The 24,490-nt window shown below is 72.7% G+C and carries 22 protein-coding genes, 1 rRNA gene and 1 pseudogene; 14 read left to right on the top strand and 10 right to left on the bottom strand.

What is annotated here, in order from left to right; all coding sequences use genetic code 11:
• Positions 1 to 83, top strand: a 5S ribosomal RNA gene (rrf, locus tag ABZX11_RS47005); the annotation flags it as partial.
• Between the two features lie 55 nt (positions 84 to 138).
• Here rrf and cobF read toward each other — a convergent pair.
• On the bottom strand, positions 139 to 903 hold the full coding sequence (gene cobF, locus ABZX11_RS47010) for a precorrin-6A synthase (deacetylating) (protein WP_354925470.1): 765 nt from the start codon (positions 901 to 903) through the stop codon (positions 139 to 141).
• Between the two features lie 77 nt (positions 904 to 980).
• Here cobF and ABZX11_RS47015 point away from each other — a divergent pair, with 77 nt between their 5' ends.
• From ABZX11_RS47015 to ABZX11_RS47025, 3 genes are read left to right on the top strand one after another with little or no spacing between them, the layout of a single operon-like run.
• Positions 981 to 1,187, top strand: coding sequence for a heavy-metal-associated domain-containing protein (locus ABZX11_RS47015; protein ID WP_176171993.1), 207 nt, complete (start codon positions 981 to 983; stop codon positions 1,185 to 1,187).
• Positions 1,184 to 3,235 (top strand): heavy metal translocating P-type ATPase, encoded by a 2,052-nt coding sequence (locus tag ABZX11_RS47020; RefSeq protein WP_354925473.1) that lies wholly within the window; start codon positions 1,184 to 1,186, stop codon positions 3,233 to 3,235. Before ABZX11_RS47015 ends, ABZX11_RS47020 begins: the two co-directional genes overlap by 4 nt.
• A gap of 56 nt (positions 3,236 to 3,291) precedes the next feature.
• Positions 3,292 to 3,573, top strand: coding sequence for a metal-sensitive transcriptional regulator (locus ABZX11_RS47025; RefSeq protein WP_043785431.1), 282 nt, complete (start codon positions 3,292 to 3,294; stop codon positions 3,571 to 3,573).
• A 1-nt stretch (position 3,574) separates the two neighbouring features.
• Here ABZX11_RS47025 and ABZX11_RS47030 read toward each other — a convergent pair whose 3' ends face one another.
• Both ABZX11_RS47030 and ABZX11_RS47035 read right to left on the bottom strand, forming a co-directional pair.
• Positions 3,575 to 4,276 carry a CPBP family intramembrane glutamic endopeptidase gene (locus ABZX11_RS47030; RefSeq protein ID WP_354925476.1) on the bottom strand — a complete coding sequence of 234 codons (702 nt, stop codon included), beginning with the start codon at positions 4,274 to 4,276 and terminating at the stop codon, positions 3,575 to 3,577.
• Positions 4,273 to 5,349 (bottom strand): M protein, encoded by a 1,077-nt coding sequence (locus ABZX11_RS47035; RefSeq protein ID WP_354925479.1) that lies wholly within the window; start codon positions 5,347 to 5,349, stop codon positions 4,273 to 4,275. Before ABZX11_RS47035 ends, ABZX11_RS47030 begins: the two co-directional genes overlap by 4 nt.
• A 306-nt stretch (positions 5,350 to 5,655) precedes the next feature.
• On the opposite strand from ABZX11_RS47035, the gene ABZX11_RS47040 reads away from it, so the two are divergent.
• Positions 5,656 to 6,330: a maleylpyruvate isomerase family mycothiol-dependent enzyme gene (locus ABZX11_RS47040; RefSeq protein ID WP_354925482.1), complete on the top strand. Its 675-nt coding sequence runs from the start codon at positions 5,656 to 5,658 to the stop codon at positions 6,328 to 6,330.
• A 159-nt stretch (positions 6,331 to 6,489) separates the two neighbouring features.
• Here the strand turns inward: ABZX11_RS47040 and ABZX11_RS47045 are convergent, their stop codons facing one another.
• From ABZX11_RS47045 to ABZX11_RS47055, 3 genes are all read right to left on the bottom strand, one after another.
• Positions 6,490 to 7,818, bottom strand: a complete 1,329-nt coding sequence (locus ABZX11_RS47045) for a copper resistance protein CopC (RefSeq protein ID WP_354925485.1) — start codon at positions 7,816 to 7,818, stop codon at positions 6,490 to 6,492.
• Positions 7,815 to 8,390, bottom strand: a complete 576-nt coding sequence (locus ABZX11_RS47050) for a hypothetical protein (RefSeq protein ID WP_176171987.1) — start codon at positions 8,388 to 8,390, stop codon at positions 7,815 to 7,817. The genes ABZX11_RS47045 and ABZX11_RS47050 overlap by 4 nt, the downstream gene beginning before the upstream one ends.
• A 167-nt stretch (positions 8,391 to 8,557) precedes the next feature.
• Positions 8,558 to 9,247 (bottom strand): winged helix-turn-helix transcriptional regulator, encoded by a 690-nt coding sequence (locus tag ABZX11_RS47055; protein WP_176171986.1) that lies wholly within the window; start codon positions 9,245 to 9,247, stop codon positions 8,558 to 8,560.
• A 250-nt stretch (positions 9,248 to 9,497) separates the two neighbouring features.
• Between ABZX11_RS47055 and ABZX11_RS47060 the strand changes: the two genes are divergently transcribed.
• From ABZX11_RS47060 to ABZX11_RS47070, 3 genes are all read left to right on the top strand, one after another.
• A complete protein-coding gene (locus tag ABZX11_RS47060; protein ID WP_354925489.1) occupies positions 9,498 to 11,816 on the top strand; it encodes a TOMM precursor leader peptide-binding protein in 2,319 nt (772 codons plus the stop codon).
• Between the two features lie 50 nt (positions 11,817 to 11,866).
• Positions 11,867 to 13,303, top strand: coding sequence for a SagB/ThcOx family dehydrogenase (locus ABZX11_RS47065; protein WP_176171984.1), 1,437 nt, complete (start codon positions 11,867 to 11,869; stop codon positions 13,301 to 13,303).
• A 254-nt stretch (positions 13,304 to 13,557) separates the two neighbouring features.
• The gene (locus tag ABZX11_RS47070) at positions 13,558 to 14,691 is read left to right on the top strand and encodes a histidine kinase (RefSeq protein WP_176171983.1); all 1,134 of its coding nucleotides are present in this window, start codon (positions 13,558 to 13,560) and stop codon (positions 14,689 to 14,691) included.
• Here ABZX11_RS47070 and ABZX11_RS47075 read toward each other — a convergent pair.
• Positions 14,660 to 15,265, bottom strand: coding sequence for a response regulator transcription factor (locus ABZX11_RS47075; RefSeq protein ID WP_176171982.1), 606 nt, complete (start codon positions 15,263 to 15,265; stop codon positions 14,660 to 14,662). The two genes, ABZX11_RS47070 and ABZX11_RS47075, sit on opposite strands and share 32 nt — an antisense overlap.
• A 203-nt stretch (positions 15,266 to 15,468) precedes the next feature.
• Positions 15,469 to 16,221, bottom strand: coding sequence for an AraC family transcriptional regulator (locus ABZX11_RS47080; RefSeq protein ID WP_176171981.1), 753 nt, complete (start codon positions 16,219 to 16,221; stop codon positions 15,469 to 15,471).
• 438 nt (positions 16,222 to 16,659) lie between these two features.
• On the opposite strand from ABZX11_RS47080, the gene ABZX11_RS47085 reads away from it, so the two are divergent.
• Entirely contained in the window at positions 16,660 to 16,893 is a 234-nt protein-coding gene (locus ABZX11_RS47085; protein WP_176171980.1) for a hypothetical protein, read from the top strand.
• Positions 16,894 to 17,223: 330 nt separating this feature from the next.
• On the top strand, positions 17,224 to 17,829 hold the full coding sequence (locus ABZX11_RS47090) for a response regulator transcription factor (RefSeq protein WP_176171979.1): 606 nt from the start codon (positions 17,224 to 17,226) through the stop codon (positions 17,827 to 17,829).
• Between the two features lie 226 nt (positions 17,830 to 18,055).
• On the opposite strand, the gene ABZX11_RS47095 is transcribed toward ABZX11_RS47090, so the two are convergent.
• A complete protein-coding gene (locus ABZX11_RS47095) occupies positions 18,056 to 20,413 on the bottom strand; it encodes a histidine kinase (RefSeq protein ID WP_354925495.1) in 2,358 nt (785 codons plus the stop codon).
• Between the two features lie 610 nt (positions 20,414 to 21,023).
• On the opposite strand from ABZX11_RS47095, the gene ABZX11_RS47100 reads away from it, so the two are divergent.
• Positions 21,024 to 21,644, top strand: coding sequence for an L-threonylcarbamoyladenylate synthase (locus tag ABZX11_RS47100; RefSeq protein WP_176171977.1), 621 nt, complete (start codon positions 21,024 to 21,026; stop codon positions 21,642 to 21,644).
• A gap of 3 nt (positions 21,645 to 21,647) precedes the next feature.
• On the opposite strand, the gene ABZX11_RS47105 is transcribed toward ABZX11_RS47100, so the two are convergent.
• A complete protein-coding gene (locus ABZX11_RS47105; RefSeq protein ID WP_176171976.1) occupies positions 21,648 to 22,349 on the bottom strand; it encodes a maleylpyruvate isomerase family mycothiol-dependent enzyme in 702 nt (233 codons plus the stop codon).
• 129 nt (positions 22,350 to 22,478) lie between these two features.
• Here ABZX11_RS47105 and ABZX11_RS47110 point away from each other — a divergent pair, with 129 nt between their 5' ends.
• From ABZX11_RS47110 to ABZX11_RS47120, 3 genes and pseudogenes are all read left to right on the top strand, one after another.
• A complete protein-coding gene (locus ABZX11_RS47110; protein ID WP_176171975.1) occupies positions 22,479 to 22,868 on the top strand; it encodes a YciI family protein in 390 nt (129 codons plus the stop codon).
• Complete coding sequence (locus tag ABZX11_RS47115) at positions 22,865 to 24,076, top strand: DUF6596 domain-containing protein (RefSeq protein WP_354925500.1); 1,212 nt, start codon at positions 22,865 to 22,867, stop codon at positions 24,074 to 24,076. The genes ABZX11_RS47110 and ABZX11_RS47115 overlap by 4 nt, the downstream gene beginning before the upstream one ends.
• A gap of 199 nt (positions 24,077 to 24,275) precedes the next feature.
• Positions 24,276 to 24,410 (top strand): annotated as a pseudogene (locus ABZX11_RS47120) (RNA polymerase sigma factor); the annotation flags it as partial.
• Positions 24,411 to 24,490 lie beyond the last annotated feature (80 nt).

The raw sequence follows: 24,490 nt of genomic DNA on the forward strand, positions 1-24,490 counted from the left end.
CCATTCCGAACCCGGAAGCTAAGCCTGACAGCGCCGATGGTACTGCAACCGAAGGGTTGTGGGAGAGTAGGACACCGCCGAACTTAACCAAATGGAAGGGCCCCGGTCGAGACGGAAACGTCTCCCGGGGCCCTTTCTTCATTCCCGGACCGGCCGACGCAGCAGGCACGTGTCCATGATCCAGCCGTGCCGTTCCCGCGCTTCCGCCCGGACCCGCCGGATCTCCTCGGCCAGCGCCGCCGTGAGCGGGCCCGAAAGCAGGATCTCCTGCGGCGTGCCGACGTAGGCACCCCAGAAGATGTGCAGGCCCTCGTCGACGTAGCGGTCGAAGGTCGTGTGCGCGTCGAGGAGGACGAACACGTCGTCCACCCCCGAAGGCCAGCCCGCGGCCAGCCGGCGGCCGGTGGTGAGCTGGACGGCCCGCCCGATCTGGTTCATCGTCGTCCGGTGGTGGGCCACCAGGGCCGAGATGCTGCTGATCCCCGGCACCACCTCGTACTCGAACGCCACGTTCCCCCGCGCCAGCACCGCCTCGATCAAGGCGATCGTGCTGTCGTACAGGGCCGGGTCGCCCCACACCAGGAACGCACCGACGTCGGACGGCCCCAGCGACGACAGGATCAGCGACTCGTAGACCTCCGCGCGCGCCGCGTGCCAGTCGGCCACCGCCGCCCGGTAGTCGGCGGGCGTGCGGTCGCGTGGCGGGTCGGTGGCCAGCACCACGCGGTACTCCCGCGTCACGAACCGGTCGAGGATCTCCTGCCGCAGCCGCACCAGGTCCGCCTTCTCGTCGCCCTTGTCGAGCACGAAGAACACGTCCACCCGGTTGAGGCGGTCGATCGCCTGCACCGTCAGGTGCTCCGGGTCACCGGCCCCGATCCCGATCGCGTAGAGCTTGCGCATGCCGCGAGTCTGACGGCCCCCGATGGGGAACCCCTACCCCCGATGGGTATAAAGGAAGGAGACGAAAGGAGCGGGAAATGGCCGAAGCGACCTACACCGTCGAGGGCATGACCTGCGGGCACTGCGCCACGTCGGTCCGCGAAGAGGTCTCCGAGCTCGACGGCGTCCGGAGCGTGGACGTCGACGTGGCGAGCGGGCGAGTGACCGTGACCAGTGACACGCCGCTGACCACCGACGCGGTCGCCGCCGCCGTGACCGAGGCCGGCTACCGCCTGGTCGCATGAGCGCCGCCGGGGTGATGGCCGACGTCGAGCTCGCCATCGGCGGGATGACCTGCGCGTCCTGCGCCGCCCGCGTCGAGCGCAAGCTCAACAAGGTCGACGGCGTCACCGCGACGGTCAACTACGCCACGGAAAAGGCGCAGGTCAGCTACCCGAGCCGGCTGTCGGTCGACGACCTCAGGGCCGTCGTCGAAGCCGCCGGCTACTCCGCGCGGCTCCCCGAGCGGGAGACACCGGAGGAGACGCCGCGCACCCGGCTGCTGGTCTCCGCGGCCCTCACCGTCCCGCTGGTCGTGCTCGCGATGGTGCCGGCCTGGCAGCCCGGCGCCTGGCCGTGGGTCTCCCTCGCCCTGGCGGCTCCGGTCGTGACGTGGGGCGCGTGGCCGTTCCACCGCGCCGCCGCGGTCAACCTGCGGCACGCCACCGCGACCATGGACACGCTCATCTCGCTCGGTGTCGTCGCGGCCGTGGCCTGGTCGCTGTACGCGCTGTTCTTCGGCGGCGGCCACCACCACCTGTACTTCGAGGTCGCCGCCGCGATCACCACGTTCATCCTGGCCGGCCGCTACTTCGAGACGCGCTCGAAGCGCCGCGCCGGAGCGGCCCTCCGCGCGCTCATGGACCTCGGCGCGAAGGACGTCACCGTGCTGCGCGGCGGCGAAGAGCACCTGGTCCCCGTCGGCGACCTGCGGGTGGACGACGTCTTCGTCGTCCGGCCCGGCGAGAAGGTCGCCACCGACGGCGTCGTCACCGAAGGTGGCTCCGCGGTCGACACCAGCATGCTCACCGGGGAGCCGGTGCCGGTGGAGGTCGGGCCGGGGGACGCGGTCACCGGCGCCACCGTCAACGCCGGCGGCCGGCTGTTCGTGCGCGCCACCCGCGTCGGCGACGACACCCGGCTGGCGCAGATGGCCCGGCTCGTCGAGGCGGCGCAGAGCGGAAAGGCCGAGGTCCAGCGGCTCGCCGACCGCGTCTCGGCGGTGTTCGTCCCGCTGGTCGTGTTCGCGGCGCTGGCCACGCTGGTGGTCTGGCTCGCCACCGGCGGGCGGCCGGACGAGGCGTTCACCGCCGCGGTCGCCGTGCTGATCATCGCCTGTCCGTGCGCGCTCGGCCTGGCGACGCCGACGGCGCTGCTCGTCGGCACCGGCCGCGGCGCGCAGCTGGGCATCCTCATCAAGGGCCCCGAGGTGCTGGAGAGCACGCGCCGGATCGACACGGTCGTCCTGGACAAGACCGGCACCGTGACCACCGGCCGGATGACGCTGGTCGAGGGCGGCGGCGAGCCGCTGAGGCTGGCCGGCGCGGTCGAGGCCGCGTCCGAGCACCCGATCGGGCGCGCCATCGCGGCAGCGGCGAAACAGCGGTTCGGCGCCCTCCCCGCCGTCACGGACTTCCGCAGCACCCCGGGTGTCGGCGTGACCGGCGTCGTCGAAGGACGCACCGTCGAGGTCGGGCGCGCCGACGGCACCGGGATCGGCGTGCGCTGGGACGACGAGGTCCGCGGGCACCTGGTGGTCGCCGACACGATCAAGCCGACGTCCGCGCGGGCGGTCGCCGAGCTGCGCGAACTCGGTCTCACCCCCATCCTGCTGACCGGCGACAACGCCGCCACCGCGCGGGTGATCGCGGCCGAGGCGGGGATCGACGAGGTCGTCGCCGAGGTGCTGCCGGAGGAGAAGGTCGCGGTCGTCAAGCGGCTGCAGGCCGAGGGCCGGGTGGTGGCGATGGTCGGCGACGGCGTCAACGACGCGGCCGCGCTCGCCCAGGCCGACCTGGGCCTGGCGATGGGCACCGGCACCGACGCCGCGATCGAGGCGAGCGACCTGACGCTGGTGCGCGGCGACCTGCGCGCGGCGGCCGACGCGATCCGGCTGGCCCGCCGCACGCTGGCGACGATCAAGGGCAACCTGTTCTGGGCGTTCGCCTACAACGTGGCGGCGCTGCCGCTGGCCGCGCTCGGCTTCCTCGACCCGATGATCGCGGGAGCGGCGATGGCCTGCTCGTCGGCGTTCGTGGTCAGCAACAGCCTGCGGTTGCGCCGGTTCCGCTGACACCCCGGGAGGGTATAGTCGAAGGCGAGGAGAGCCGACGACGGGACGGGTGGGCGATGACGGGTTACGGCAGCGAGCGGGACGCCTATCTGAAGCGCCTGCGCCGGATCGAGGGGCAGATCCGCGGGTTGCAGCGGATGGTCGAGCAGGACAAGTACTGCATCGACATCCTGACCCAGGTCTCGGCGGCGACGAAGGCGCTGCAGTCGTTCTCGCTGGAGCTGCTGGACGAGCACCTGGCGACGTGCGTGGTCCAGGCCGCGGCGGCCGGGGGCGAGGAAGCCGACCTGAAGGTGCGGGAAGCGTCGGACGCGATCGCCCGGCTGGTCCGCTCGTAGCTCAGCGCACCAGCACCACCAGCGTCAGGCCGCCCGCGTTGGTGGTGAAGTGCACGATGACCGACGCCAGGACACCGCGGCCCACGTGCCGCCACCAGTGCAGCACGATCCCCACCGCACCCGCCGCGGCCATCGCCAGGACCTGCAGCACGACCACCGGGGTCGAACCGAACACCGCGTGCACCGCAGCGTTGCGGCCGATCGCCAGGGCCGGCAGGGCGTGCCACAGGCCGAAGAGGGTCGTGGCCAGCAGGATCGGCCGCCAGCGCCAGTGGTCGTCGTCCGCGCCGAACAGCGCCGGGAGGACGCCGCGGAAGGCCACCTCCTCGATGAGGACGGTGCCGAACAGGATGCGGCCGCAGGTCAGCCACAGCAGCTGGCCGAAGTCGGGGTCGCCGACGCGGCCGTCCTGGTAGACCGTGCGCAGCGCCGGCACCGCCAGCGCGATCCCGAACAGCACCGCCACCAGCCCCGCGCCGGCCAAGCCGACCAGCGCCGGACGGCGGAAGCCGCGGAGGCCGAGGTCACGCCAGGTGCAGCCGGCCCAGCGGGCGAGCAGGACCAGGAGCAGCGCGGCGACCAGGCCGCACAGCGGGTACGCCCAGCCGGGCAGCACCCGGTTGGCCAGCGTCGTCGACGCGGCCAGGAGCACCACCGCGGCGGCCACGGCGGGCCGGCGCCGGACCGGAGCGGCGTGCGTCAACCGACGGCGTCGGTCAGGTCATCCGCCGGTGAGCGCCGCTGGACGGGCACTCGCTTCGACATCGGCAAGGTCGCTTCCGGGTCGAACGGGGCGGGGTGTTCGTCGAGCGCCACCGCCGCATCGGCCAGCAGCGCGCGGCAGCCGGTGAGGCTGGCCTGGAGCTGGTCGCGGAGATCGTGCAGGGTCGTGACCTCGCCTTGGGCGGCTCCGACGAGGGTCTCGCCGTGCCGGGCCGCGTCGGCGACCAGCTGGGCGGCCTTGTCGCGGGCGGCGGCCAGTTCGGCTTCGCCGGTCTTGACCAGGGCTTCGCCTTGCTGTTTTGCGTCCGCGACTACTTGGGCGGCCTTCTTGCGGGCTGCGGCGAGTTCGGCTTCGCCGGTCTTGACCAGGGCTTCGCCTTGCTTCTTTGCGTCCGCGACCACCTGCGCGGCCTTCTCGCGCGCCGCGGCCAGATCGGCTTCGCCCGTCTTGACCAGCTGTGCCGCCTTCGCGCGGGCCGTCGCCTCCTGCTCGGCGAGCTCGCGCATCGCGTCGGCGCGGCGGACCGTCATGGCTCGCTTGTGGTCTTCCTCCAGCTCGGCGCGGCGGTGGGCCGCGGCTTCGTCGAGCTCGCGGCGGCGCTGCTCGGCCGCGCGCACGGACTCCTCGTGCTCGAGCCGCCGTCGCTCGGCTTCGGCTTCGGCCTCGGCGACCAGCCGGCGTTCCTTCTCAGTGAGCCGGACGGCCTCCGCTTCGGCCTCGCGCCGGATCCGGTCGGCCGTTTCCGTTGCCTGCGCGGTGATTTCCGCCGCTTCCTCGCGGGTCAGCTCGATCATCCGGCGTGCGCGCTCCTGCAGGGCGTCCGCCGGGATCGGGGTCATGCTGATCCGGTCGATCTTCACGCGGAGCTCACGGTTCTCCTCCGCGAGCGCGGCCCCGCGATGGCGCGCCGCGTCGCGTTCGGTGGTGAGCCTGCGGATCTCGGCCTCGGCCCACTCGACGTATTCGGCGACCTGCGCGCGCTGGAAACCGCGCCACGCCAGGTCGAACTCGGGCTGGGTGTGCGCCACGTCCTCGCCGCCGCCGGGGGCCATGCGTCACCTCCGAATTGGATGGTTTCTCCCCCGCCGCGCGATTTCGTTGCGGCATCGGGGAATTTCACGGGCCACCCCAGTGTGCCGCAAACCCGCCGCCGCGCGCCCCCCGGGCGGGCGATCATTCGTCGAACGGTTCCCCGCGGCCGGTGGACGTGCCCCGGAGCCCGGTCGCGATCCGTTGCCCGTCCTCGGAAATCGGCTCTTCGGCGACGCACGCCCGCGGCAGCCGGGAAGAACCGGCCGCGCGTCACCACGGCATACTGGGCCGGGAGCACCGATCCCGTGCCAGGGTGGGGGGAAACTGTGACAGCGACTCGGCCGGACCCGGCACCGGACTTCGTGGGCTACCCGGCAGTACGGCGCGGCGTTCGCGCACTGCTCGACGGGCGGCCGGACACGCACCGGCGGCCGGTCCCGGCGTGTCCGGAATGGACCGTCATCGACCTGCTCGATCACCTCACCGTCATCGCCGGGCGCGTGCTCGAGCGCCACGGCGGCACCCCGCCGCCCCCGGCCGGGGAGCCGACGGTGCCGGAGCTGCTCGACCGCTGGGACCACGTCGGCGCCGAGCTCGACGGGAGGCTCGCGGACGCGGGCGGGCGCAGCGGCGAGGTCATGGTCATGGACGCGTACACGCACGAGCTCGACCTGTGCGCGGCGCTGGACGTGGCGCCGCCGGTCGAGCACGCGGCCCGGGCATCGAGCTTCGAAGTGCTGGTCAGGGGCTTCTCGGGCGCGGTCGAGAGCCGCGGCCTGCCCCCGCTGCGCCTCCGGGCGACGGACGGCTCGGCGTGGAAGGCGGGCGCGGGGCGCGCGGCGGCCGAGGTGACGGCGCCGGCCCACGAGCTGTACCGCGCCCTGGCCGGACGGCGCTCGCTCGCCCAGCTGGCCGCACTGGAGTGGACCGCGGACCCGGGGCCGTGGCTCCCCGCGTTCAGCTGGGGGCCGTTCGCCCCGCCGCCGCGGCCGGGAGTGTGAGGCCGGCCGCGGCGTGGCGGGCGGGAAGCAGCGGCATGTCGGCCCGGGCCCGCGCGGCCTGCGCCCCGACCGCCTGGCCCACCGACGCCGAGACGGCGGCCGAGTGCGAGGTGCGGCACGCAAGCCTTCAGCCGTCCGGCGCGGCGGAGCCGGGTTCGGTCAGCCGCCCGGCGGGGTGACCGCCAGCAGCGCCGCCAGCGCCAGCACCACCACGCTGATCACCACCTCCGCCACCACCGCCTGGCGCAGGCGGCGCAGGTCCGCCGTCACCGTGGTCGCCCCCGCCGGCTCCGAGGCCGCCAAACCGCGTTGCACCACCCGGCGCGAACGGCTCGCCACCGCCAGCAGGAGCGCGAAGCCCGCCACCTTGAGCAGCACCAGCAGGCCGAACCGGGTCGTCCAGAGCGTGGACAGCGACGGCATGATGCGCAGCGCCAGCACCGCGCCGCTGAGCGCGATCGCCGTCACCGCGATCGCCGCCATGCGGGAGAACCGGGCGGCCGCCGGGGCCGGGTCCTCGCCCGGCGCCGGGCGGATCAGGCACAGGGCCAGCTGGACCAGGCCACCCGCCCACACGGCGATCGCGCCGAAGTGCACCAGGTCCGCCGAGACCGAGAAGAACATCATCGGGTCCGTCACCGGGTGGCCGGTGGCCGAGAACGTCAGCAGCACGACGAACCCCGTCACCATGGCCAGGTTCTCGTACCGGGAACGCAGCCGCTCCGGCAGCGACGGCCGCAGCAGCCGGGGCACCAGCGCCGCGAACGCGGCCACCGCCACCAGCCTCAGCAGCAGCAGTTTCCCGTACGCGACGCGCAGGGTGTCCGCCAGCAGCCCGGTGTCGAACACCGCCTCGAGGTCGCGGCCTGCCGCGTACGGGCCCTGCAGCAGCAACGCCGCCACCGTCGCCGCCGCGACCAGCACGGCGCCGCCCGACAGTAGCCGTCGGGCGCGGTGGTCGGTGCGGCCGGCCGGGCGGCACACCACCAGGAACGCCAGCCCGCCGAGGAGCACGACGCCGAGGTACGCCAGCCAGCGCACCGCCGTCGAGGCGGCGTCCACCGCCGCGTCGGTGCCGGTGGCCGCGGACACCGCGCCCGCCGACGTCACCAGCGGCCCGCTGCCGACCACGAACGCGAAGGTGCCGCGCACCGGGTGGGAATCGGCGGAGACGAAGGCGTATTCGACCAGGTAGCTGCCGTCCGGCAGGCCGGGCCGCAGCCGGATCCCGACCTGCTCGGCGGCGTCGCCGGGCTGGAACACCGGCCCGGAGTCCACCTGGCGGCCGCCGAGGTCGACGACCTTGATCGACCCGGGCTGGATCCCGATGTTCTCCGAGAGGGTGATCGTCACCAGCGACGGCGCCGCGCTCAGGCGGGCGCCGTCACCGGGGGTCGACGAGAGGACTTCGACGTGCGCCGACGCCGGGGTGGCGCTGACCAGCAACCAGCCGGCGAGGAGCGCCAGGAGCGCCAGCGCCCGCTTCACGACGTGGCGAGCACCGGCGGCCGCGGCGCGCCGCAGGAGCAGCCGGTCAGTTCGCGCTCGGCGGCGGAGGCACGCCGGTGCAGCACCATGGCGACGACCATCGGGATGGTGACGATCGTGTTGTAGAACAGGTGCAGCTCCACGCGCGGCACGAGCAGCTGGATGATGCTGGTCGGCACCTTCGAGCCGGCCAGCCGCCAGCCGCTCTGGGCCTGGATGAACAGCAGCAGGTGCTCGAAGTGGTGCCAGAACTGGATGCCCAGCGCGAGGTTCCACCACTGCCGCGACCGGCCCGCGAACCCGCGGCGCAGGGCCCACAGGAACACCAGCATCACCAGTGCGTAGCCGTAGTGCAGCCACTCCTGCGAGATCAGCCACGGGAAGGGGATGCCGAGCACGCCCCTGGCGCGCGAGGTCGGCCAGCCGAAGCCGTAGATCTGGATGGCCTGCACGATGTGCTCCAGCCAGTGCGCGATGACGATGACCATGAACACGGCGAGGGCCCGGTTGTGGTACTTCCCGTTCAACGTCCCCAGGAAGCCGGCCGGCCGAACGAACTCGGAGGTCGACATGTCTGCCCCTTCTCGACAGAGCCGAAAGATCGGCTGCTCAAACCTTAAAGGGCCGGTTCGGCGGTGCCGTTACTCCGGATTGCCCATTTTCGCCGGGCTCAGGCGGAAGGCCGGCCGGAAGCGCCCCCTGCGCGCCCGGCCGGCCTCCGCCGCTCAGCCCGTGGATGTCAGTGGAAGGCGATGCCCTCCGGCAGCTCCGGCTTCGGCGGGATCCGGAACAGCTTCGTGAACAGCTCGAGGTGGGCGAAGTCGCCCTCGATCCGCACCCGGCCCGATGCCAGCGCCTCGGACGCGGTGAGCTGGCCGTTGACCAGGTCGATCAGCTCCGGGCCCTGCGGCTCGATGACGAGGTCGGCGGCCGGGTGGTCGCCCGAGCCGACCTTGAGGGTGCCGTCCTCGACCATCGCGTGGATGATCAGCGAGTCGTGGTGGCGCAGCACGTAGGTGACGTGGACGCCGGCCGCGGCGTCCTGCTGGAACGTCGTGTACAGCGAGAGGATGGCGGCGTCGTTGGTGAACACGTCGTCGTCCTTGGGGTGCCCGAGCGACCGGGCCCCCCACAGACCGAGGTCGAGCAGGATGTGGTCGAGCTCGCTGCCGTACTCGGTGAGCTCGTAGACCAGGGCGGCGTCCAGCTGGGCCAGCACGCGGCGGCGGATCACCCCGGCCTGCTCGAGCTCGTTGAGCCGTGCGGAGAGGATGCTGGCCGGGATCCGCGGCAGGCCGAGCTGCAGCTCGGTGAACCGCTTCGGGCCGAGCACCAGGTCGCGGATGACCAGCATGGACCAGCGCTCCCCGATGATCTCGAGGGCACGCGCGAGGCCGCAGAACTGTCCATAGGTGCGAGTGGTCGTCATACTCGGTCCTCACTTGTGGTCTCGGTCGGAAGGCCGGGTGGTCGCCCGCGCCGGCTGTGCCCTCGCGATCCAGGTTGACGAACCACCCGCGGCGCGGACCAGTGCGCGGTGCACCCTCCCCACATGCGTTCCGCGCGAATCGACATGCATTTCGCACGTCCGGTTCGGTGTGCGGCGCACTGGCCGCAGGTCGGCGCGCCGGAGAAGAATCCGGGTTCTCGGATCGCGCGCACGGACTTGAGGAGCCCAGATGAGCGGATCGGCCGTGCAACCCGCCCCGCACCGGACGCGCTCCTCGGCGCCGCCGGCCGCCGGCACACCCGTGCTGGCGTTCAAGCGCCACCTGCGCGCGGAGGTCCGCGCCGGCAAGGGCGCGTACCTGTTCTCCGAACAGGGTGTCATAGCGATGCGCGGGGCGCGCATCGAGTCGCTCGCGCCGCTGCTCGACGGCACCCGTGAGCTCGCCGAGGTGCTGCGGGCCCGTCCGGCCGGGATGACCCCGGAAGAGGTCGCCGCGATCGTGACCGAGCTGGTGGACGCCGGGCTGGTTTCGGTGCGCCCGGCTTGTGGGCCGGCCGCCGACGAGCGGGAGCTCGCGTACTGGGACGCGTGCGGCGTCGACGCCGCTTCGGCCACCTCCCGGGACTCCCGCCGCGAGGTCCGGCTGCTGGCCGTCGGCGACGACGTCGACACCCGGCCGGTCGAACGCGCGCTCGCCGACGCCGGCCTCGGGGTCGCCCCGGCCGGTGCGGCGGCCGACGAGGCCGACCTGAGCATCGTGCTGTGCACGGACTACCTCGACCCGCGGCTGGGCGAGCTCGACGCCGAGTACCGGCGCACCGGCCGGCCGTGGCTGCTGGCCCGGCCGTTCGCCGCGCAGGTGTGGATCGGGCCGATCCTGCGGCCCGGCGAGTCGGCGTGCTGGCACTGCCTGACGAACCGGCTCTGGGGGCACCGGCACGCCGAGGCCTGCGCCCAGGAGCTGCTCGGCCACGAAGGCCCCGCGCGCCGGCCGGCCGCCGCGCTGCCGTCGCTGACCGCCGCGGCGGCGCACCTGATCGCGCTCGAGGCGAGCAAGTGGCTGGCAGGCTACCGGCACGGCGGCCAGGAGAGCGTCTGGGTGCTCGACACGCTGGACCTGCAGGGCAAGCTGCACGAACTGCGCCGCCGTCCGCAGTGCCCCGAATGCGGGGACGCGACGCTGGTGGCCGCGCGCGCGGCCCAGCCGATCCGGCTCGAGCCCGCCCGCAAGACGACCTCGACCGGCGGTGGGCACCGCACCGCGACGCCGGCGCAAACGCTCGCGCGCTACCGGCACCTGGTCAGCCCGGTCACCGGGATCATCAGGGACGTCCGGCCCGACCCGTCGGCGCCGTCGTTCGCGAACGTCTACCGGTCCGGCTACAACGTGGCCCGCGGCGTGACCGGGGTGAACGGCATGCAGGCCGGGCTGCGCAGCGAGAACGGCGGCAAGGGTGTCACCCCGATCGACGCCGAGGTCGGTGCCCTCTGCGAGGCCGTCGAACGCTTCTCCGGCAACTACCAGGGCGACGAGCTGCGCATCCGGGCGTCGTTCGACGAGCTCGGCGCGGAGGCGCTGCACCCGAACGACTGCATGCTCTTCTCCGAACGGCAGTACGGCGAGCGAGCCGCCTGGAACGCCGCCCACGGCCTGTTCCAGCACGTCCCCCGCCGGTTCGACCCCGCGGCGCCGATCGACTGGACGCCGGTCTGGTCACTGTCCGGGCGGCGGCGGCTGCTGCCCACCGGGTACCTCTACTACGGCGCTCCCGCCGCGTGCGGCGTCCGTGGACTGCACCCGGACTCCAACGGCGCGGCGGCCGGGAGCAGCCTCGAGGACGCGGTCCTCCAGGGCACGCTCGAGCTCGTCGAGCGGGACGCCGTCGCGCTCTGGTGGTACAACCGCACGCCGATGCCCGGGGTCGACCTCGGTTCCTTCGCGGACGGCTGGCTGGACGAGATGGCGGGCAACTACGCCGGGCTGCACCGGGAGCTGTGGGCCCTCGACCTGACGTCGGACCTCGGGGTGCCGGTGTTCGTCGCCGTGTCACGCCGCACGGACAGCCCGCACGAGCACATCATGTTCGGCTTCGGCGCGCACCTGGACCCGCGGATCGCCCTGCGGCGGGCGGTGACCGAGCTGAACCAGATGATCCCGGACGTCGAGGTGTTCGGCCACGACGTGGACGACCCGGACGCGGCCCGGTGGCTGCGGTACGCGACCGTCGCCAACCAGCCCTACCTCCGGCCCGCCGCCGGGGAGCGGACGCGGACCGTGGCCGACTTCGGCTTCGTGCACCGCCCGGACGTGCGCGACGACATCGAGGCGCTGGCCAAGGTGGTGGCCACCGCGGGCAGCGAGCTGCTCGTGCTCGACCAGACCCGGCCCGACGTCGGCCTCCCGGTGGTCAAGGTAGTGGCACCCGGGCTCCGGCCGTTCTGGGCACGCTACGCTCCCGGCCGGTTGTTCGACGTCCCGGTGCGCCTGGGCCGGCTCGCCGAGCCCACCCCGTACGAGCGGCTCAATCCCTTCCCGATGTTCCTGTAGCACACTGCGTGCATCGAACGGCGGTTTCGTCGTCAATATAGGAGTTTGCGTTGGCTGCCGAGAGCCCGCAAGGGCACGCGGAAACGGTCCGCCTGTGGTCGTTGACCGAGGACACGCTGATCGAAGCGGGTGACGACGGGTCACTGGTGGCGATCACGTGGTGGGGCGAGTACGACTTCCCCGGCGCGGCCGACGGGGTGCGCGAATCCCTCGGCAGGCTCGCGCTCGGGCCGGTGTCGATGGCAAACCTGGCGGTCTCGGGCGAGGCGGCGGGCAGCGACGACTGGCGGCTTTCCCTGCGCCGGATCCTCGGCAGGCTGTCGGGCTCGGTGGTGCACTCGCTGGCGCTCAACGACGGCCGCGGGCCGGTGCTCTCGGCGATCCCGGTGACGCAGTTCCCGGTGTTCCCCGACGGCCCGCTGCCGGCCGGGCGGCAGGTCCGGCTGTCGCGGTTCACGGCGCTCCGGGCCGACGAGGGAGCGCTGCTGGCCGAGTCCCCCGGCGCCCGGTACAAGGTCGCGCTGTTGCGCCCGCCGGCGGTGCTGATCGCGTCCGCGCTGGCCAGCCCGGCGACGGTCGAGGAGCTGGCCGTGACCACCGGCGTGGCCGAGCCGGTGGTCGCCGACGTCGTCGGGTTCCTCGTCGCCGCCGGGGTCGTGCTCCTCGGTGACGCCGACGGCCGGTTCACCGAGCACGGCGACTCCGGCATGGCGACCTGGTCGCACGACGACCTGATGTTCCACGCGCGCAGCCGGACCTGGCAGAAGGGCCCGCCGCCGGAGCCCGGCGCCGGCCGGACCGGCGCCGAGCCACCGGTGACCAAGCCGGTCACCGCGGGGCCGACCTTCCCGCTGCCCCGGCCGGACCTGCGGGAAGGCGCGGAACCGTCGTTGACCGCGCTGCTGGAGGCCGACCACTCCTGCCCGGAGTTCAGCGAACGGCCGCTGTCGGCGCGCCAGCTCGGCGAATTCCTGTACCGCTCCGCGCGGGTGCGCTCGGTCGGCCCGGCCCACCTGCCCGGCGGGCCGTCGCACGAGGCGTCGCAGCGGCCGTACTTCAGCGTGGCCTGCCTGTACGAGCTGGAGATCTACGTCGGCATCAACCGGTCCACCGACTTCGAACGGGGCATCTACCACTACGACCCGCTCTGGCACACGCTCACGCTGGTCAACGACGACGCGGGCGTACTGGACAGCCTGCTGGAGATGGCGATGATCGCCGCGGGCAGCCACCGCCGTCCTTCGGCCCTGCTGACGATGACGGCTCGCATGGCCCGGGTCGCGTGGGTGCTCGGCGGCGCGGCCTACGCGACCACGCTGCTGCACCTGGGCGCGTTGCAGCAGGTGTTCTCGCTGGCGGCCAGGGCGATGGGGCTGGCGGCGCACGCCGTGCCGGTCGATTCGGGGGACCGGGTGGACCGGGCCCTGAAGCTGGAGTGGCCGGCCGAGGTCAGCGTGGGGGAGTGCGTGCTGGACTTCCCGGAGTAGGGGCGCGCGGGTCCGGTCGCCGGAGAAAATCCCCCGAGGTGGCGACCCGGATCTCCCGGAACGGCTGTTAGATTGCAGTTCTGGGGAAGTGCCAGCGTTTCTGGGGAGGCGCCGCGGTGGTTGCTACTGCGAGAATGCCTGACGCAAGAGCCCGGTCGCCGTATCCTCGCTCGGCGGACGGAGCAACCTGGTCGCGCACGGACACCGTTGCTCGAACACCGAGTGGGGCCTTCTCGGCTCGGCGCGTCTACGCCGTGCACGCCGGGGTCTGCTTCGGCATCGGACTGCTCGGCCTGCTGGGGCCGCTGCGGGAGGTGCGGTCGTGGCCCGTCTCGCTGGCCGCGGCCGGGTACGCGGTGGCTCTCGTCGCCGTCCACCTGGTCGGGTTCGGGTACGGGCGCATCCGGTTCCGCGGGCCCGCGCTCGTGCTGCAAGCCGTGCTGGGGCTCGTGCCGGTGCTGCAGCTGGGCGTCGCGTGGAGCGTGCTCAGCAGCTTCTTCGTGGGCAGCGTGCTGCTCGTCGCCAGGCCGGTGGTGTCGCTGCCGGTCCTCGTGGTCGTCTCGAGCGGCGTCGGCCTGCTGTCCGCGGACGCCGGCGCGCCCGGGGAGTCCGTCCCGGACGGCCTGCACGGCGCGGCGCTGACCGCGGTCGCCGCGGTCGCGGTGTTCGGCCTCGCCTGGTTCGTCCGCCTGGCCGCCGAGCGCGAGCACGGCAGGCGGACGCTCGCCGCGCAGGTGGTCGCCGAGGAGCGGATGCGGTTCGCCAGGGACACCCACGACCTGCTGGGGCTGAGCCTGTCGGCCATCACCCTGAAGGTCGAGCTCGTCCGCCGCCTGGTCGACACCCAGCCGGCGCAGGCCCAGCAGGAGCTCACCGAGCTGGTGACCATGTCACGCAAGGCGCTCGCGGACGTGCGTTCGGTGGCGGCCGGGCACCGGGAACTGTCCCTGGCCGACGAGTGCGCGGCCGCGGCCGCCGTGCTGACCTCGGCCGGGGTGACCGTGCGGTTCGACCGCGTGCTGCCCGATCAGCTCCCCGAAGCGGTGGCCACGACGTTCGCCACGGTCCTGCGCGAGAGCGTCACCAACGTCGTGCGGCACAGCAAGGCGTCTTGGTGCGAGTTCGCCATCGGCGCGGACCGCGACGAGGCGTGGCTGCGCGTGGCGAACGACGGCGTCCTGCCGGGCGGGTCCCCGGAGTGCGGGGAGGAGCGCGGCTGGGGGCTGCGGAACCTCGAGCACCGCGTCGGCCTGCTCGGCGGGGAACTGACGGCCGGCACCCAGCCAGGGGGGACGCACCTGCTGCACGCCGGAGTCCCGCTGGCGCCGTTCGGGGTCCGGAGGGGATTCGGCCCGCTCAGAGCCATTCGGCGTCAGTCGCGATCCTGATCGCGTGGACCCGGTTGCGGGCGTTGAGCTTGGTGACCGACGCGGCCAGGTAGTTGCGCACCGTGCCGGGGGACAGGAACAGGTCCGCCGCGATGTCGGCGACGTTGCGCCCGCGGGCGGCGAGGGCGAGGATTTCCAGCTCACGCGGGGTGAGCGGGCAGTCGTCGGCTTCCCACGCGGACAGCGCGAGCTCGCTGTCGATCACCCGCCTGCCGACCGCGACCGACCGCACCGCGTTCGCGAGCTTGTCCGACGGCGCGTCCTTGAGCAGGAAGCCGTTGACCTTCGCGTCCAGCGCGCGCCGGACCGTGCCCGGGCGGCCGAGGCTGGTCAGGATCAGCGTGTGGCACTGCGGCAGGTGCTCGTGGATCTCGGTGGCCGCGGTCAGCCCGTCCTTGCCGGGCAGGTCGATGTCGATGACGGCGACGTCGGGCCGGGTCGATTTGGCCGCAGGCAGGATCTCGTCACCGGAGTCCACTTCGGCCACGACCTCGATGTCGGATTCGAGGCTCAGCAGAGCGACGAGGGCACCGCGGACCATGTCCATGTCTTCGGCAAGAAGAACTCTGATCACGTCGTTCCTCGCTTCCCCCAGTCGAGCCTTTCCCCCGCGCGGAATTGTACGTCACCGGACGATCGCGCCGTCGGATTCGCCGGTCGCTCTCCGCGGGCGCGGGGGTGAATCGGCAGCCGAAATGCCGGCCCGCGGTGCCGGCGCGGCTCCCGCACGGGGGTGGGGAATCCCATTCCCGGACCCCGTGCGGGACCCTCCGAGCCTCAAACCGCGACCGGGTGCCGGACCGGGACGGCGGGGCGCAGGTCGGGCAGCGCCAGCAGGACCGGCGGGTCGAAACCCTGCCGCGGCCGCAGCCGGACGTCGGCCAGGCTCGCGGCCACCCCCCGGTACACGGTCACCGGGCCCGCCAGCCCGGTCAGCGGCCGCAGCCCGCGGTCGTCGTTCGCGCAGACGCCGAACGCGTGCGTGATGACGTACCACGAGCCCAGCGGCACGTCGGTGAGGGTGTACGGGCCGGCGCCCGGCAGGATCACGTGGCGCGCCGGCGCGCCCTCGGCGATCTTCGCCGGGAACAGCCCGACGAACACCGGACCGGCCTCCGTGCCCGGCGGGCGCCGGACGTGCCCGCGCACGGTCGCCTCGGAGCTCACCTGGCGTGTCCGTTCGACGATCTCCGGGCGGGTGCCGCGCAGCTGCCGGTACCCGGTCGGCGAGAAGCCGACACTGCCGCTGAACCGCGCGCTGAACGTGCCGACGCTGTTGTAACCGACCTGGTGGCTGATGTCGGCCACCGAGATGGTGGTGGTCGCGAGCAGCCGCTTGGCCTCGGCCAGCCGCAGCGCCGACAGGAACCGTCCGGGGGACAGCCCGGTCGCCCGGAGGAAGACCCGGGTGAAGTGGAACTTGCTGAACATCGCGGCCTGGGCCAGGTCGTCGATGGTGAGCCGCTCGCCCAGGTTGTCGCGCATGGTCATGATGGCTCGTGCCACGGCCTGACGCACGATTTCGTCCATGGTGGCCGTCCCTCCCGTCACCGGTGTCCGCCGACCCGCGTCCCCCTGCGGACGCGTTCGGCGCCGGAAAATTGGTATGGCAGAACTGTAGGTCGGAACCCGTCTACTTCTTAAGTGCTCTGTGCACCGTTCCGAATGGATTTCACCGAGCGTGGATATGCGTTTTGCATAGGCGTGGGAATGCGTTTCACACAGGGTGCTCGAAGTTGGTTAGAGACGGCCTGTGAGCGGGCATGCGGAGGGGTGACAGCGTGACGATCTCGTCGCTCAAAGCGGCAAGACGACCCCGTACCGTGACGGGCATCACCCGAACGGGCGGTGAAACGCGCCCTGGTTACTCCATCTTGCGGTATGTCCAGGACTGCCTGGAGCAGTCATAAAGCACGATGCCCCGGTGATGCGGGCACTGGCTCACGGCGGGCCGTCGGCGGACTATTTATGGCACACAAGCCTTTCATCTTCGCCGCTGGGGAGTACACAATGTCTGTTCGTTTTTCGGCTGACGTCGACGCAATTTTCGCCGACCTGGGAATCGAGGTCGAAAAGGTTCGGGCCATCAACTCCGGCCTCGTCATCGACAGGTTCGACCGCCCGCCCGGCGACGTTGTGGTCCGCGCGACGATCTGCACCACCATGGCCGTTCAGGTGGAGGAGGCCGCGCTGGCGGCCTAACTGGTCCGGACCAGTATCGCCGCTGGTCCGCACGGTGGCGAGCCCCGGCCACCTGAGCGCCCGTGCGCTCGGGTGGCCGTCTCCGTCGCTTCGTGGCACGTCCGACAGCGACCCGACCCGGAAAATCTCCAACGAAAAGGCAAACCCGCAGTTTGCCTTACGTGTGGTAGTGGCGCGAGCGCATAATGCGCTGTCTTTCGCGAGTTTGTCCCGGCGAGGTCGCATATCGGCCCCGTGGACGCCCCGAACGGACCAACCGGGAACTCGGCCGGAATGTTTAACTTGGGGTACTGGGGGATTTGGGCTGTGCTTGAAGGCGGAGGCGCCCTCGTGATCAAAGTGCTCGTTGCCGAAGACATGCACATCGTCCGCGGCGCGCTGGTGGCATTGCTCCGGCTGGAATCCGACATCGAGGTGGTGGCCGAGGTGGCCTCCGGGACGGAGATCCTCCCGGCCGCCCGCTCGACGGCCGCCGAGGTGGCGATCATCGACATCGACCTGCCGGGCAAGGACGGCCTCACCGCGGCCGCTGAGCTGCACGAGCAGCTGCCCGGGTGCCGGACCCTCATCCTGACCAGCCTGGGGCGTCCCGGGACGCTGAGACGGGCGCTGGACGCCAAGGTGAGCGGTTTCCTGCTGAAGGACGCACCGCCGGACAAGCTGGCCAACGCGGTGCGGGGGGTGGTGGCCGGCCGCCGGATGGTGGACGGCGACCTCGCGCTGGCGGCCTGGGACAGCGTGGACTGCCCGCTGACGGCCCGGGAGCTCGACGTGCTGCGGATGACGGCCCACGGGTACGGGACCGTCGAGGTGGCCGCGCGGCTGTTCCTGTCGGCGGGGACCGTGCGCAACTACCTGACGACGGTGGTGGCCAAGCTGGGGGCGCGCAACCGGGTGGACGCGATCCGCATCGCGGGCGAGTCCGGGTGGTTGTGAGGCCCGCGCGGCGCTGACCGCTGTCCCCGGCCGCTGTCGCCACGAGCCCGTCCGGTGCCGGGCCGGCTGTGGTGGCCGAACGCGGATCCTGGCCGCCGGGCGTTTCGAGTCAGGACCACCGGTGAAGTGCCTCGGTCCCGGGGACCACGGCCGCAAGGCGCAGGCGAGGCCCTCGCCGGATCGCCTCGGGCGGCTTCCGGCGATCAGTGGGCTGTGCCGGACCCGCTCACACCGGCACGACCGCGCGCAGGCGGAAGCGGCCGTCGTCCGCCACCCCGGCCGTCAGCTCGCCGCCGAGGTCGGAGACCCGGTGCGCGAGGTTGCCGATGCCGCTGCCCGAGCTGCCGCCGCCCGACTGCCCGTTCCCGTTGGATGCCGGCTTGGCCGCCGGGCGGCCCGCGCCGTCGACACCGTCGTTCACGATCTCGAGCGTCACGCCCCCGTCCATGCGCCGCACCGCGATCTCGCACGTCTCGACACTGCTGTGGCGGAGCACGTTCGTCACGCCTTCGCGCAGCACCACGGCCAGTACCGTGCGCACCGGCGCCGGCAGCTCGTCCTGCAGCATCTCCATCCGGACGTGGACGTCGGCCGCCGCCAGCACCGACCGGGCGGACTTCGACTCGCTGTCCAGGGACAGTTCGCGGTAACCGCTGGCCACCGAACGGACGTCCGCGAGCGCCTGCCTCGTCAAGCCCAGGATCTCCTGCAGTTCCTCCGTCGCCCGGGCGCGGTCGAGCGGCAGCACCCTGGCCGTCAGCTCGCTCTTCAGCGCGATCGCCGACAGGCTCATGCCGAGCAGGTCGTGCAGGTCCCTGGCGAACCGGAGCCGCTCCTCGGCGACCGCCATGTCGGCCAGCCGCCGCCTGCTGTGGTCCAGTTCGGCCGCCAGCCGGACGAGCCAGAGCATCCCGAACACGATCAGCGCCGTCATCACCGTTCCGGTGGAGAACAGGATCGCGTACCACGTGTCCTGCCCCGCCTGCCCGGCGATGTACTGCAGCCACAGGTAGACGCCCGTGTTCGCGGCGAACAGCAGCCAGCCCGCCACCGGGGGCAGGACCAGCAGGCCGCACCCCATGAGCAGCGGGGGCAGGCTCACCCAGTCGTGTTGCAGCGGCAGCAGCGGGAGGTAGATCAGGCAGGCCTGGACGAACAGCATCGCGATGCTCTGCCCCGACCGCAGCCGCGTCGTCGGCCGGTTGAAGTAGGCGAACTGCAGCGTCAGCAGGGCCGCCACGGAACCGACCACCATGGCGATGTGCCAGACGTTCGTGGTCAGCAGCAGCACGTGGAGGACCGCGGCCACGCCGAGCAGCCCGAACACCACTGGCAGGAGCACGCGGATGCGCCGCGACTCGGCGAACGCCTGCTCGTCGGCTTCGCTCGCCGCGGCGACCGGCTCGACCTGGTCGGGGAGCGGCAGCTCGACCCGGAGCCGGAAGCGGCCGTCGTCGCCGGTCCCGGTCGTCACCGTGCCGCCGAGGGCCGCCACCTCGTCGGGGAGGCGGGCCAGCAGCTCGGAGCCGGCCGGCAGCTGCTCGAGGTCCACGCCGTCGTTGACGATCACCAGGCTGACCCCGTCGCGCCGGCGCCGGACGTCGATCTCGCAGTGTTCGACGTCGCTGTGGCGCAGCACGTTGGTGACGCCCTCCCGCAGCACCTTCGCCAGCAGCGTGCGGGCCTGGACCGGCAGCTCGGCCTGGTCGACGTGCACCCGCACGGCGATGTCGGACGCCGTGAGCAGGGACTGCGCCGTGCGGAACTCCTTCTCCAGCGACAGCTCGCGGTAGCCGCGGGACACGGCGCGGACGTCGGCCAGCGTGCGCTGCGCCGTGGCCGTCATCTCGGCCAGCGCGGCCTGCGCCTGCTCGCTCGACTTCCGCAGCAGGCGGCGCGCCAGCTCACCCTTCAGGGCGATGGCGGACAGGCTGATGCCGAGCAGGTCGTGCAGGTCCCTGGCGAACGCGAGCCGCTGCTCGGCGACCGCGCGCTGGGCCAGCTCCGTCCGGGCCCGGTGCAGCTCGCGGATCATCCGGGCGAGCCGGGTGAGCAGGTAGAAGGCCAGGCTGTAGAACGCCGCGCCCTCGAGCGTGTAGGCCACCAGGAGCGGTGGGTCGTACAGCAGCTCGATCCACAGCACGCCGACGAGGTTGAGGAGGAACAGCGGCCACGCGAACCGGGGCCGCAGCACGAGCAGCACCGCGCTGCCGAAGAAAACCGGCATCGCGGCCCACGCGGACTCGAACGTCAGCACCGGCACGTACCCGAGCACGGCCAGGACGATCAGCAGCAGCTTGCTCGGCGTGGAGTCGAGCCGGACCGACGGCCTGCTGTAGTGCAGGAGCTGGATCGCGAGCAGGACGGCGACCGCCCCGATCGCGTAGCCGACCTCGAACGGGGTGATCGCCAGCGGGATCAGGCTGGCGAGGAGGACGAACCCGAACCCCGCGACGACGATCGTGATCATCGCCGCCGCCAGGTAGGCGGCCAGCTTCGGCCGCCGGTCGACGACACTGGTACCCCGCGGCTCGGTCACCGCGTTCAACGCTTCCGGCCGGCTCGGCACGGCTCCCGGAGACATCGGCTTCGGTCCTCCGGCGGGTCGGCGGTTCCCGGAGCCGGCAGTGCGGTCCGGGCGGAACTCGGTGTGCATGCTCCGCGGAATCCTATCTCATGACAGGCTCGTCATGACAGCGAAGAAGTGGCCGTACGGTGCGGGTTTCGGTCCTGCGGCTGCCTACTGGTCCAATACTGGTCCAGTCCGGCCACGGGCCGACGGGGACGTCGGCGAGGGCCCGGAAACCACGGTGTGGCATGGTGATCGGCCCGAGGTGACGCCGGAATCGCCCGCCTCCGAGGGAATCGCGCGGGAGCCGGTCCCGTCGTCCACGGCGGAACGGGCCGCCGGGCCGCGGCCGGGCACGACGAATCCCGGTTGCGGTGGGTGAAAACCGGCCACGGGCCGGCGCGCCTCCGGCACCCGGTGGCACGCCGCGAGGCCGGGCCGCGGCCCGGTGCGGGCGGGATCGGGCAGCGCCGGCTGGGTCATGTTCGCCTCCTCGGCGACAGCTCCTGTCGCACCCGAGGATTCTCCGTCGGAGGAGGGGACGCGGTCACCACCTGAGGCCCGGTCACGGCAAGGTGGGAGACGTCGCCGGGCGGCCCGCGGGACCGGGGCCTAGGCTCACGCCATGGCGCGGTACTTCGACGTCCACCCGGACAACCCCCAGCGACGGGCCATCGGCCAGATCGCCGACCTCGTGCGGCAGGACGGCCTGATCGCCTACCCGACCGACTCCTGCTACGCGCTGGGGTGCCGGCTGGACAACCCGGACGGTCTCGACCGGATCCGCTCGATCCGGCGGCTCGACCGGCGCCACCACTTCACCCTCGTCTGCCAGGACTTCGCCCAGCTCGGCCAGTTCGTGCACGTGGACAACGCGGTGTTCCGCGCGATCAAGGCGGCGACGCCGGGCAGCTACACGTTCATCCTGCCCGCGACGAAGGAGGTGCCGCGGCGGCTGATGCACGAGAAGAAGAAGACCGTCGGCGTGCGCATCCCCGACCACGTCGTCACCCAGGCACTGGTGGCCGAGCTCGGCGAGCCACTGGTGTCGAGCACGCTGCTGCTGCCGGACGTGGCCGAGCCGCTCACCCAGGGCTGGGAGATCAAGGAGGAGCTCGACCACGTCCTCGACGCGGTCGTCGATTCCGGGGAGTGCGGCGTGGAACCGACCACGGTGGTCGACTTCTCGTCCGGAGAGGCCGAAGTGGTCCGCCGCGGTGCCGGCGACCCGGGCCGGTTCGAATAGCCGTCAGTCCAGTTCGGACGTCCACAGGGGATTGCGGCGCGCGGGCACCAGCTCGACCCAGCGGACGGCTTCGGCACCCGTGGCGGCGACATCGAGGTCGGCGGCCGCGCGGCGGCCGGTGAACAGCAGGCAGAAGTCCACGGCGGGGCCGGTGATCCGGTCCGGCGCGTCGGCGGGGCCGAACTCCCACCGCTCGCCCGACGGCGCGACGAGCTCGTACCGGAACCACCCGGACGGCGGCTCCCCGTGGCCCTCGTAGACCTCGTCGCGGGTGCGGACGCCGTAGTAGGCCACGTGCCCGACTTCGTCGTTGCGGCGCAACGGAATCCCGAGCACGTCGGCGACGTCCTGGCCACGGGCGAACAAGGCGGTGAGCAGCGCGGCTGCCAGTACCGACGGGCGCATCGGGCCGCCCGGCCACGGGATGTCCTCGTGCGCGGTCGCCAGCAGCTCGGTGGCCTTGCGGTGCTCCGACAGCCAGGCGAGCACGGCGTCCCCGAGCATGCCGGCGTTCGTGACGCGGGGGGCCGAAGCGCTTTCTTCGCCTTCGACGCCCAGCACGATCCGGCGCGCGACGACGGTCAGCTCGGCCAGGTACCCGGTGATCGCCCGGCCGACGGGCAGCATCACCCGCCCTTCGTGGTCGCGGATGAGGTCCGCCAGGGCGTCCGCCTCGGTGACGAGGGCGGAGTGCACGTCTTGCATGGGGTGTTCCTTTGGGGGGGTGCTTGATGGTGAAAGGTCGATGCTGCTCCTGCGGCGATGCCGGCGACCACTCACAGGTTGCGGTGCCGGATCGGCTATGTTTCGCGGGAACCGATGCGGGGAGGCGCGATGAAGTACCTGCTGGCGATGCACATGAACCCGGACGTCTGGGCGGGCCTGTCCGAGCGGGCCAGGGAGGAGGTGATGACCGGCCACGGCGAGTTCATCCGCCGGATCCGGGAGTCCGGCGAGATGATCAGCACCCAGGCGCTGGCCGCCCCGGCGGAAAGCGCGGTGGTGCGCGTGAAGGACGGCCTGCCGGCGGTCACCGACGGCCCGTTCGCGGAGTCGAAGGAGTTCCTCGCGGGCTACTACCTCGTCGAGTGCGCCAGCCGGGAGCGCGCGTACGAAGTGGCCGCGATGATCCCGGACGCGAAGATCGAGGGGCTCGGGATCGAAGTCCGGCCGGTGGTGTTCTTCGCCGACGCCGAGGCCGAAACCGAGTTCACCGGCGGGTGAACGCGGACGTCGGCGAGCTGCTCCGCCCGCTCGTCCCGCGGGTGCTGGGCGTGCTCGTGCGCCGGTACGGGCAGTTCGACGCGTGCGAGGACGCCGTGCAGGAAGCCCTGCTCGCGGCGTCGCTGCAGTGGCGGGACGGCGGCGTACCGGACAACCCGCTCAGCTGGCTGGTCACGGTCGCGACGCGACGGCTCACCGACCACTGGCGCAGCGAGAGCGCGCGCCGTCGCCGGGAGGAGTCCGTCGCGGCGCGGGAAGCCGCCGGCGCCGACGCCGTGGCGGACGAGGACGACACGCTGCAACTGCTCTTCCTGTGCTGCCACCCGACACTGTCCCCGCCGTCGCAGGTGGCGTTGACGCTGCGCGCGGTGGGTGGCCTGACGACGGCGCAGATCGCGAAGGCGTTCCTCGTCCCGGAACCGACGATGACCCGCCGCATCACCCGCGCCAAGGAGAGCATCGCGGCGTCGGGCTCGACCTTCGGCGAGCCGGAGGGGGACGGCTACGCCGCGCGGCTGGCCGTCGTGCTGCAGGTCCTGTACCTGATCTTCAACGAAGGCTACACGGCGACGTCGGGAACGGACCTGCACGTGCCCGAGCTGGCGCGCGAGGCGATCCGGCTGACGAGGGCGGTCCGGGCGTTGCGGCCGGACGACGGGGAAGTCGCCGGGCTGCTGGCGTTGATGCTCCTCACCGACGCCCGCCGTCCCGCACGCACCGGTGACGGCGGAACGCTGGTGCCGCTGGCCGAACAGGATCGCGACCGGTGGGACCGGGCGGCGATCGCCGAGGGCGCGGCGCTGGTGCGCGCGGTGCTGGGCCGCGGCCCGGTGGGCGTGTACCAGGTCCAGGCGGCGATCGCGGCCCTGCACGACGAAGCACCCAGCACCGGGACGACGGACTGGGCGCAGATCGCGCGGCTGTACGAAGTGCTGCAGGAGCTGGCGCCGAGCCCGGTGGTGACGCTCAACCAGGCCATCGCCGTGGCGATGGTCGACGGCCCGGCCCGCGGGCTCGAGCTGCTGGATTCCATCGCCGGGGACAGCCGGATGAAGCACAGTCACCGGCTGGACGCCGTCCGGGCGCACCTGCTGGAGCGGGCCGGGGACACCGCGGCCGCGCGGGAGCACTACCTGCGGGCGGCCGCGCGGACGGGAAGCGTGCCGGAGCGGCGGTACCTGGAGGAGCGGGCCGGGCGTCTGGGCTGAGCGCGGCGGCGGCATTTTCCCGTGGCAGTGCCGCTTTCCGGGCGCACCTGCTGGAGCGGGCCGGGGACATCGCGGCCGCTTGGGAGCACTTCCTGCGGGCGGCCGCGCGGAGGGGAAGCGTGCCGGAGCGGCGGTACCTGGAGGCCCGCGCCGGGCGCCTGGGCTGAGCGCGGCGGCGGCACTTTCCCGTGACAGTGCCGCTTTCCGGGCGCACCTGCTGGAGCGGGCCGGGGACACCGCGGCCGCGCGGGAGCACTACCTGCGGGCGGCCGCGCGGACGGGGAGCGTGCCGGAGCGGCGGTACCTGGAGGAGCGGGCCGGGCGCCTGGGCTGAGCGGCGGCATTTTCCCGTGGCAGTGCCGCTTCCCGGGCGCGCGGGGAGGCGCCCGGCGGGCGCGGCCCCCCCGGAGGACC

This window comes from Amycolatopsis sp. NPDC004169 (assembly GCF_040610315.1).
GTDB lineage: Bacteria > Actinomycetota > Actinomycetes > Mycobacteriales > Pseudonocardiaceae > Amycolatopsis.